Here is a 9,813-nt window from a genome sequence, read left to right as displayed (position 1 = left end):
CCGCGATTATGGGCGGCGGCCAGCCTGCCCTAAGGCAGCGTGAGACCCGCCGTGGTGCCGAGATAGCGCTCCAGCAGCGCGAGTTCGTGCTCGGCCGGCGAGCCCCTGCCGGTGATGACGCCGTAGACGTGGCCGCCGAAGCCTTCGTTGGGAAAGTAGCTGCGGAAGCCCCAGCCGATCAGCAGTTGGGCGAAGTTGCTGGGGGCGAACACGCCGGCCGCGGCGGCCACGGCTTCCCCGTCGACGCGCAGGCTCTGCTGGCCTGGGCGCGCGCTCAGCGTGAGCACCGCCGGCCGGTGCGGCGCCAGCGCCTGCGGGCTGGTGAGCACCACCCGCTGCCCGTCGGCATCGATCCAGCGCGCCTGTGGCCGGTTGTTCGACAGGGCCAGCTCGGCCACGTGGTTTTCCTCGGCCTTGGACGCCTGGAAGGCGACGCCGCTGCGACCATTGCCCGGCACGCTCAGCGCCACGATGGCGAAGTGAGGGTCCTGCAGGTGATAGGGCATGCGGTTGCGCGGCAGCGGATGCACGCCTGGCTCGGCGGCCGACTTCTTGCACCAGAAACCCCAGGTGTTGCCGGCACTGTGGTCGGAGCACCAGTGCCCGTCGAGCCGCCGCATCAGCGGCGGCAGCACGGTGCCGCGGCCGCTGGGGTCGACCCAGTTGAGCATTTCCATCCCGCTGCCGCTGCCGAGTTGCGCGCCCGTGTCGGGGATGCCACGCAGCGCCTGCCCGGCACGGGCCGGCAGATGGCGGGTCGGGCCGGTGTAGCCGTGGGCCATCTCCCACTTGCTGGCGCCGTAGCGGGTGAGCACGGACCGCACCGCCTGGTCGGACCCGAGCGCGGGAGACACGGTCGGCTGGCTGGAACTTCCTGGAGGCGGCATGAAGGCGGAGGGATGCGGCTGAGTCACGGGAAAGGGGATCGTAGTAGGACGCCTCCCACAAGATGTCGCTGTTCGGCGACGAAAGGTAAGCAATCTGTGCAGCGACTGCAGGGCGGTTGCGCCCGGGGGTGGGACGCAGCCCGGAAGGGCGCGCCCGCGGGTGGCCGTGCAGGCGGGAGCGCGGGCCAGAAGTTACGTTTCGATGCGGCTGGGCAGGAGGGCGCGACAGCCTCCTGTCGAAAGGAAGCTACAGCGCGAGCCGTGCGGCGCTTCTCACACCGGCACCGTGTAGTTCAGCGCCATCCGGCCACCGTCGACGACGACGATCTCGCCGGTGACATAGCTGGCCGCGTCGCTGGCCAGCCAGCAAACCGCGTCCGCCACCTCGGCCGGCGCGCCCAGGCGCTTCAGCGGCGTGCGGCTCAGGATGCGCGTGCGCGCCTCGTCGCTGGTGAGCACGGCCTTGGCCGCCAGTTCGGTGGCAATGGTGCCCGGCGCCACCGCGTTGACCCGCACGCCCTTGTCCGCGAGGGCGAGAGCCATCACCCGGGTGAGCTGATTGATGCCGCCCTTGCTCACGTTGTAACTGGCGATGTTGGGGATGGCCAGGACCGCGTTGACCGAGCTCATGTGCACGATCGCCCCGCGGCCGGCGCGGGCCATCTCGCGCGCCGCCGCCTGGCCCATCAGGAAGGCGCCCTTGAGGTTCACGCGCAGCACCGCATCGAAGTCGGCTTCGCTGATGTCCAGGAAGTCGGCGGCCTTGAAGATGCCGGCGTTGTTGACGAGCACATCGATTCGGCCGTGGCGCTGCACGACCTGGGCGATGCAGGCGTCGACCTGTGCCTTGTCACCCACGTCGCAGTGCAGGTACATGCCGCCGAGCTCGGCCGCCACGGCCTGGCCGCGCGCATCGTCAATGTCCGCCAGCACCACCCGGGCGCCGTCTTCGGCCAACCGCCTGGCGCAGGCCTCGCCGATGCCCTGGGCGGCGCCGGTGACGATGCAGGTCCGGCCGGCCAGGCCGAAGGAGATGCGCGGGGCGGAAGTGTCGGTCGTCATGCGCCGCATCGTACGAAAAAGCCCCTGCAGGCAGGCGCCTGCAGGGGCTGGAGGACGGGGAGCGCCGGTCAGTGGCGCTGGCGAGGCGCCTGGATCAGCGGCCGTAGCCGCCGTAGCCACCTCGTCCGCCACGACCGCCGCCACCGCCGCCGCCGCCACCACCGCCACCGCCGCCACCACGGCGGCCGCGGCCGCCACCCATGCTGTCGACGCTGGTGCGCAGCGGATCCGGCTGGCCGTCGCCGTGCCGCACGGGGGTGGGATCGCGCTGCACGAACGGGCTGCCGCTGTTGTGCGCACCCATGCGCGGCTGCGCCTCGGCGTCAGCACGGCGCGGCTGCTGGGGGGGGCGCGGGCCGTTGTGGGCGTGGCGCGGCGGATGGCCGTGCGGCGCCTTGGGACCGTTGTGCGCATGGTGGGGATTGCGCGGCGCGCCGGGCGCGGGCTTGGCCGCACGGTCGCCATTGCCACCGCCAGCGCCGCCGTTGCCGCGACCGGCACCTTGCGTGCCCTTGTTGTCGCGGACGCGCTGCAGCATTTCCTGGCGTGCGGCCTTGGCCGCGGCGGCCATGACCTCGCGGCTGGGCGGTTTGCCGGCGCCGCCCCAGATGGTCTGGCGGCCCATGGCGATGGGCTCGGCCCGCTCGCCCGACTCAGGTCCGAAGCCTTCGACCGGCTGTGCGGGGATGTCCTGGCGCGTGAAGCGCTCGATCTCCTGCATGAAGCCTTCTTCGTCCAGGCACACCAGGCTCACCGCCTGGCCTTCCTTGCCGGCGCGGCCGGTGCGGCCGATGCGGTGGACGTAGTCCTCGGGCACGTTGGGGATCTCGTAGTTCACCACGTGCGGCAGGTCGTCGATGTCGATGCCGCGGGCGGCGATGTCGGTGGCCACCAGGGCGCGGATCTCGCCGGTCTTGAAGCCCGACAGCGCCTGGGTGCGCGCGCCCTGGCTCTTGTTGCCGTGCAGCGCCATGGCAGTGATGCCGTTCTTGTTGAGGAATTCGGCCACGTGGTTGGCGCCGAACTTGGTGCGGGTGAAGACCAGCACCTGGCTCCAGTCGTGCTGCTGGATGATGTGCGCGAGCAGGGCCTTCTTCTTGGTGCGCCCCACCGGGTGCACGACCTGGGTGATGCGCTGCACCGTGGTGTTGCGCGGGGTGACCTGGATGCTCTGCGGGTTGCGCAGCAGGCCGTTGGCGAGATCGCGGATCTCGTCGCTGAACGTGGCGGAGAACAGCAGGCTCTGCTTTTCCTTCGGAACCAGGGCCAGCACCTTCTTGACGTCATGGATGAAGCCCATGTCGAGCATGCGGTCGGCTTCGTCCAGCACCAGCACCTGCACGGTGGACAGGTCCAGGAAGCCCTGCTGGCTCAGGTCGAGCAGGCGGCCGGGGGTGGCGACCAGGATGTCCACGCCCTTCTTGATGCGGTCGATCTGCGGGTTCATGCCGACGCCGCCGAAGATCACCGTGGAGCTCAGCTGCAGGTGCTTGCCGTAGGTGCGGATCGATTCCTCGACCTGGGCCGCGAGCTCGCGGGTGGGGGTGAGCACCAGTGCCCGGATGCCGAGGCCGCCGAAGCGGTTGCTCGCGCTGCGGCTCATGGCCAGCTTGTGCAGCAGGGGCAGGGTGAAGGCCGCCGTCTTGCCGGTGCCGGTCTGTGCGCCGGCGAGCAGGTCGTGTCCTTCGAGGACGACGGGAATGGCCTGGGCCTGGATGGGGGTGGGGGTCTCGTAGCCTTCTTCGCGAACGGCCTTGAGGATGGCCGGGGCCAGTTTCAGTTCTTCGAAATTCATGCAGGTGGATGCGCCGGATCCGTGGCGCGTGGGATCAGCCCGACACCGATGCAGGGCACCGGACCAGTAGGAGGCAGATCGGATTGAGAGTTGGGAGCCAGTCGGCCGGATTGGCCGCTTCGTCCCCAGCAGGACTGCTGGTGCCACGCTCACTGGATGCGCAGCGAAGGCGATTGTCGCATGGATCGCACGAGGCTCCCTGCTGGGTTTCAAGTTCTCACCGGAGGCGTTCCACGGCTGTGCTGAAATCCGTTCATGGCGAAGTTGTTGAACCTGCGCTGGGGTGTGTCGGACGATCCCGCGGCCCTGCAGCCCTCCCTGCACCAGTGCCTGGAGAGCCTGCTGGCGCAGTGCGGGCTCCTGGCCGCCAACGTGGTCGAGGGCCTGCTGCTGGGCAGCGCGCCCAACAGCCCGCGTCGTAACCCGCTGCTGCAGGCGCCGGCGGTGCGCCGCGCCATCGAGGTCTTGCAGGCCGACATCGAACCCTTGCGCGAGCGCTTCCGGGCCGAGTTGACCCGGCTGGTCTACGAGGGCGGTGGCAAGGACCAGCTGCCGGCGGACGAGCTGCGATTCGAGGACCTGCAGCTGTTCGACGACGAGGTGCTGGACCAGAACATCGAGCAGGCCCGGGCCCGACAAGAAGTGGAGCGCATGGTCGAGGACGTGCTGCCCGCGCTCGATGCCCTGGTCAGCACCTTGCTGGGCTGGCGCACGGCCCAGCCGGGCCTCAATCCGGTCCGGCCCGAGGTCTTCGTGCGGGCGCTGCAGGCGGCCCTCTGGGCGCACGTGCCGGACTCGAGGGCACGCGACGCACTGGTGGTGCCCTCGGCGGGGCTGCTGGGCACCCAGCTGCGCCGGCTGTACCGCGAGATGGCCGATTGGCTGGCCTCCACCGGGGTGGAACCGGCGGTGCCGCTGGGCGGGCGCAAGGACGGCGCGGCGGCGGGTCGGTCCGTCAGCCGCTCGGTGGCCAAGACCCTGCTCACGCTGGAGCGCCTGCGCAAGCTGCTGGCCGGCGACTTCGAGCGCGCGGCGCCCCCTGGCGAGTTCCTCCACACGGTGCCGGCCTCGCTCGCGCTGCTGCAGGAGATGAAGCAGGTGGACACGCTGGTGCAGCGGCTGGAGCGCGAGCGTGCACTGGCGCCGCCCGGCGCCGCCGACCCGCTGGGGCTCGAGACGGATTCGCCGGATTCGCCGGATGCGCCCCGGCTGGGCCGGCAACTGGGAGAGCAGGTGGTGCGGCTGATGTTCGAGAACCTGGACCAGGACACGCGCCTGATGCCGGCGTACCGCCAGCAGCTGGGAGCGCTGGAGCCCACCGTCCTGGCGCTGGCGCGGCGTGACTCGCGCTTCTTCAGCGATCGTGAACATGCGGCCCGGCGCCTGCTGGACCGGATGACCCAGCGCAGCCTGGCGTTCTCCAGCGACGCGGACGAAGGCGGGCCTCTGTTCGTGGCCGGCGTGCAGGGCGCCGTGGCTCGCCTGGCCGAACGCGGCGCGATCGTGCAGGGCGACGACTTCGGGCGCGAATTGCAGGCGCTGCAGGCCGACTGGGACCGGCACGATGCCGAAGCCCGCAAACGGCGCGAGGAGGCGGCCCGCGCGCTGATGCACGCCGAGCAGCGCAACCTGCTGGCACAGCGCCTGGCGGCCGAATTCGAGCCTTTGCTGCGGGTCGCGGGCGCACCCGAGTTCGTCGGCGATTTCCTGCGCAATGCCTGGCCCCAGGCCCTGGCCGAAGACACCTTGCGGCGCGGGGTGGCCAGCGAAGAGGGCGCGTTGCGCGCGGTGGCCGCCGACCTGGTGTGGAGCGTGCAGCCCGGGCCGGCCAGTGGCGTGCGGCTGCAGCGCCTGGCCTATCTCGTGCCGGGGCTGCTGGAGCGCTTGCGGGAGGGTTTGCGCGGCATCGACTACCCGCCCGAGCTGGCGGCCCGGTTCTTCGAGCGGCTGGGCGCGATCCATGCCAGCGCGCTGCAGGAAGGGCGCAACGCCGCCGCGCGGCGGGCGTCCGAACAGGCCCAGGAGGCGCCTTCGGAGTTCGGGGCCAGTGCGTTCGATGATTCGGGGATCTGGCTGGCCAGCCGCGAAGCGCAAGAGTCCGGTTATGTGGGCCCGGACCGGGTGCCGCCGGCCCACACGCCGCCGCTGCAAGCGGCCCACGGGCCGGACGACCTCGGGCAGCTCCTGCCGCTGGGTGCCTGGGTCGAGCTGCAGGTGCAAGGCCGCTGGGAGCGCGTGCAATTGAGCTGGGCCAGCCCGCACCAGACGCTGTTCATGTTCACCTCGCCCCGGGGCAGTGCGCATTCGATGTCGCGGCGCACGCTCGACCGGCTCCGCGCCGCCGGACGCATCCGGGTGGTGGCCGACCGGCACCTGGTCGACCAGGCGCTCGACGAAGTGGCGCGCGCCGCCCTTCGCAATACGTTGACTTCCCCCGAAGCGCCTGCGGCGGGCCCCCTGAATTCCCCCTGAGGGGCGCAACCAGGGGCCGGCAAAACCGCTTCCGCGGGTTGCCATTGGAAGCGCTGCCGCTGCGCCGTGGCCCCGGGGCGTGGCCGCGCGCCGGCAGGCCCATTCGGCGCCGGAGGATAATCCCCGGTTACTCCAGCCAGCGGCCCTGGCTTCCGTCCGCTGCTCCGAAGACCCGCGCCACCGAGACGCCGGGCAACTCCTCACCCAACACGCACATGGCTCAATACGTTTACACGATGAACCGCGTCGGCAAGATCGTCCCGCCGAAGCGACATATCCTCAAGGACGTTTCCCTCTCGTTCTTCCCGGGCGCCAAGATCGGCGTGCTGGGCCTGAACGGCTCGGGCAAGTCCACCCTGCTGAAGATCATGGCCGGGCTGGACAAGGAGATCGAGGGCGAAGCCATCCCCATGCCCGGGCTGAAGATCGGATACCTGCCGCAGGAGCCTCAGCTCAACCCCGACCACACGGTGCGCGAGGAAGTCGAGGAAGCCCTGGGCGAGGTCAACGCGGCCAAGGCCCGCCTCGATGAGGTCTATGCCGCCTATGCCGAACCCGACGCCGACTTCGACGCCCTGGCCGCCGAGCAGGCCCGGCTGGAGGCGGTGATCGCCACCGCCGGCACCGACTCCGAGCACCAGCTGGAGATTGCCGCCGACGCGCTGCGCCTGCCGCCCTGGGAGGCCGTGGTGGGCGTGCTCTCCGGCGGCGAGAAGCGCCGCGTGGCGCTGTGCAAGCTGCTGCTGTCCAAGCCCGACATGCTGCTGCTGGACGAGCCCACCAACCACCTCGACGCCGAGTCGGTGGAGTGGCTGGAGCAGTTCCTGCAGCGGTATCCCGGCACCGTGGTGGCCATCACCCACGACCGCTATTTCCTGGACAACGCGGCCGAGTGGATCCTGGAACTCGACCGCGGCCACGGCATTCCGTACAAGGGCAACTACAGCACCTGGCTGGAGCAGAAGGAAGCACGCCTGGAGCAGGAGCAGCGCACCGAGGACGCCCGCACCAAGGCCATGAAGAAGGAGCTGGAGTGGGCGCGCCAGAACCCCAAGGGCCGCCAGGCCAAGAGCAAGGCCCGCCTGGCGCGTTTCGAGGAACTGTCCGACTACGAATACCAGCGCCGCAACGAGACACAGGAGATCTTCATCCCGGTGGCCGAGCGGCTGGGCACGCAGGTCATCGAGTTCAACAACGTGAGCAAGTCCTTCGGCGACCGCCTGCTGATCGACAACCTCAGCTTCAAGGTACCCGCGGGCGCCATCGTCGGCATCATCGGCCCCAACGGCGCGGGCAAGTCCACCTTGTTCAAGCTGATCGCCGGGCGCGAACAGCCCGACAGCGGCGAGGTGGTGATCGGCCAGACGGTGAAGATGGCGTTCGTCGACCAGAGCCGCGACGCGCTGGCCAACGACAAGACCGTGTGGGAGGACATCTCGGGCGGGCTGGACATCATCAATGTCGGCAAGTTCCAGATGGCCAGCCGCGCCTACTGCGGCCGCTTCAACTTCAACGGCGCCGACCAGCAAAAGCGGGTCGGCACGCTGTCCGGCGGCGAGCGCGGCCGGCTGCACCTGGCCAGGACGCTGATCGCCGGCGGCAACGTGCTGCTGCTGGACGAGCCCTCGAACGACCTCGACGTGGAAACCCTGCGCGCACTCGAAGACGCCTTGCTCGAGTACGCCGGCAGCGTGCTGGTGATCAGCCACGACCGCTGGTTCCTGGACCGCATCGCCACCCACATCCTGGCCGCCGAGGGCGACAGCCAGTGGGTGTTCTTCGACGGCAACTACCAGGAATACGAAGCCGACAAGAAGAAGCGACTGGGCGAAGAGGGCGCCCGTCCGCACCGCATGCGCTACAAGGCGCTCAAGTAACGGGCGTGTCGTGGGCCGCGGGCCATCGCTGCCCTGACAGCTCGAGGCTGCGGGCGGCCAGCACGGCCCGCACGGTGGCGCGCGCGGTCGCCTCGGCGGCCATGGCGCCCAGCACCAGCAGCCCGGGGTGCGACGGGACCCGGCCGGTGGCCAGCGCGAACAAGGTGTCGCCGTCGTAGGCGGTGTGCACCGGGTTGATGGCTCGCGCGAGCCCGTCGTGTGCGACCTGCGCGAGCCTCATGGCCTGCGGCTTGTCCAGCACGGCGTCGGTGGCCACCACGCCGATGGTCGTGTGGTTGCCGGCCAGCAAGCCCTGCGGCGCCTGCCCCGCCAGCAGGGCCCGCCGCGTGTCCATCGGCGCGCCGTCGTCGGCCCGCGCCCCCGCCAGCACCCGGTGGGTGTCGGGGTCGACCACGTCACCCAGCGCGTTGCAGGCCACCAGTGCGCCCACGGTGACGTCCCCCACGCGCACCGATGCCGTGCCGATGCCGCCTTTCATGGCGCGCGACAGGCCGAACACCTTGCCGACGAGCGCGCCGGCGCCCGCTCCCACGTTTCCCTCTGCCGGAGCGGCACTGGATGCGGCCTGGCAGGCCTGGTAGCCGGCCTCTGCATCGGGCCGGACGGAGGGGTCGCCGACCATCAGGTCGAACAGCACGGCCGCCGGCACCAGCGGCACGCGCACCGGACCCACCGGCAGCCCCATGCCACGTTGTTCGAGCCAGCGCATGACGCCGCCGGCGGCATCGAGCCCGAAGGCGCTGCCACCGGTGAGCAGCACCGCATGGACCCGCTCGACCAGGTTGCCGGGTGCCAGCAGGTCGGTCTCGCGCGTGCCGGGCGCGGCACCGCGCACATCCACGCCGGCGATCGCGCCATCCGGCACCAGCACCACGCTGCAGCCGGTCGGCCGGCGCGTGTCGGTGAAGTGGCCGACCGCCAGTCCGGCCACGTCGGTGATCGCGCCCGCCGGGCGGGCGGTGGGCTTGGCGCTCAATGCCGCTTGAGTTCGGTCTTGTGCTGGATGACGCGGCCGACCAGGCCGTAGTCGACCGCCTCGTCGGCGGACAACCAGCGGTCGCGTTCGATGTCGCTGAGCACCTGATCGAGCGGACGTCCGGTCTCGCGGGAGATGGTGCGGGCGATGCGCTCGCGTGCCTTGATGATTTCCTGCGCGTGGATGGCGATGTCGGTGGCCTGGCCGCCGGCTCCACCGCTGGGCTGGTGGATCAGGAAGCGGGTGTTGGGCAGGCAGAAGCGACGCTCGCGCGGCACCGCCAGGTACAGGTGGGTGGCGGCGCTGCCCACCCAGCCGGTGCCGATCATGTTCACCGGTGCGGTGATGTACCGGATGATGTCGTGGATGGCGTCGCCGGATTCGAGATGGCCGCCCGGCGAACTCACCAGCATGTCGATGGGGGCGGCCGAGTCGGCGTCCAGGGCGATCAGGCGGCGCGCCACTTCGCTGGCCGACGAGTCGGTGATCGCGCCGAACACCAGCACCGTGCGCGACTTGAACGCCTTCTCCTCGAGGAAGGAGTTGCGTGGCTCGGCGGTGGATGCGGGGATGTCGGATTCGGGGTTTTCCATCTGAAAAGGCTCCTTCGGACCCGCCATCATGCACTGTCGCAGCCGCGATCGGCACGGCCCTTCGACCGCCGGGCAGGCCGCGCGTCGGCCATCCGGAGGTGCGGCACCGTCCTACAGGCGGACCCGACGG

Annotated in this window: 7 protein-coding genes; 2 read left to right on the top strand and 5 right to left on the bottom strand. The window is 70.7% G+C overall.

The features are described 5' to 3' along the window. Positions 1-29: 29 nt before the first annotated feature. The 3 genes from JI739_RS06615 to JI739_RS06605 all read right to left on the bottom strand — a co-directional run bounded on the left by JI739_RS06615 (position 30) and on the right by JI739_RS06605 (position 3,744). Positions 30-887 (bottom strand): hypothetical protein, encoded by an 858-nt coding sequence (locus JI739_RS06615; RefSeq protein ID WP_236589084.1) that lies wholly within the window; start codon positions 885-887, stop codon positions 30-32. A 273-nt stretch (positions 888-1,160) separates the two neighbouring features. Further along, positions 1,161-1,949: an SDR family NAD(P)-dependent oxidoreductase gene (locus JI739_RS06610; RefSeq protein WP_201683009.1), complete on the bottom strand. Its 789-nt coding sequence runs from the start codon at positions 1,947-1,949 to the stop codon at positions 1,161-1,163. A 94-nt stretch (positions 1,950-2,043) separates the two neighbouring features. Next, positions 2,044-3,744 carry a DEAD/DEAH box helicase gene (locus JI739_RS06605; protein ID WP_201683008.1) on the bottom strand — a complete coding sequence of 567 codons (1,701 nt, stop codon included), beginning with the start codon at positions 3,742-3,744 and terminating at the stop codon, positions 2,044-2,046. Between the two features lie 255 nt (positions 3,745-3,999). Here JI739_RS06605 and JI739_RS06600 point away from each other — a divergent pair, with 255 nt between their 5' ends. Together JI739_RS06600 and ettA are read left to right on the top strand one after the other, a co-directional pair. Next, on the top strand, positions 4,000-6,216 hold the full coding sequence (locus JI739_RS06600) for a DUF1631 family protein (protein ID WP_201683007.1): 2,217 nt from the start codon (positions 4,000-4,002) through the stop codon (positions 6,214-6,216). Positions 6,217-6,431: 215 nt separating this feature from the next. Beyond that, positions 6,432-8,093: an energy-dependent translational throttle protein EttA gene (ettA, locus tag JI739_RS06595; protein WP_201683006.1), complete on the top strand. Its 1,662-nt coding sequence runs from the start codon at positions 6,432-6,434 to the stop codon at positions 8,091-8,093. On the opposite strand, the gene JI739_RS06590 is transcribed toward ettA, so the two are convergent. Both JI739_RS06590 and JI739_RS06585 read right to left on the bottom strand, forming a co-directional pair. Next, positions 8,086-9,090 carry a P1 family peptidase gene (locus tag JI739_RS06590; RefSeq protein WP_201683005.1) on the bottom strand — a complete coding sequence of 335 codons (1,005 nt, stop codon included), beginning with the start codon at positions 9,088-9,090 and terminating at the stop codon, positions 8,086-8,088. The genes ettA and JI739_RS06590 overlap by 8 nt on opposite strands. Further along, entirely contained in the window at positions 9,087-9,683 is a 597-nt protein-coding gene (locus JI739_RS06585) for an ATP-dependent Clp protease proteolytic subunit (protein WP_201683004.1), read from the bottom strand. The genes JI739_RS06590 and JI739_RS06585 overlap by 4 nt, the downstream gene beginning before the upstream one ends. Positions 9,684-9,813 lie beyond the last annotated feature (130 nt).

Source organism: Ramlibacter aurantiacus (assembly GCF_016722895.1).
Taxonomy (GTDB): Bacteria; Pseudomonadota; Gammaproteobacteria; order Burkholderiales; family Burkholderiaceae_C; genus Ramlibacter; species Ramlibacter aurantiacus.
This window is presented reverse-complemented; position numbering and strand designations above follow the sequence as displayed.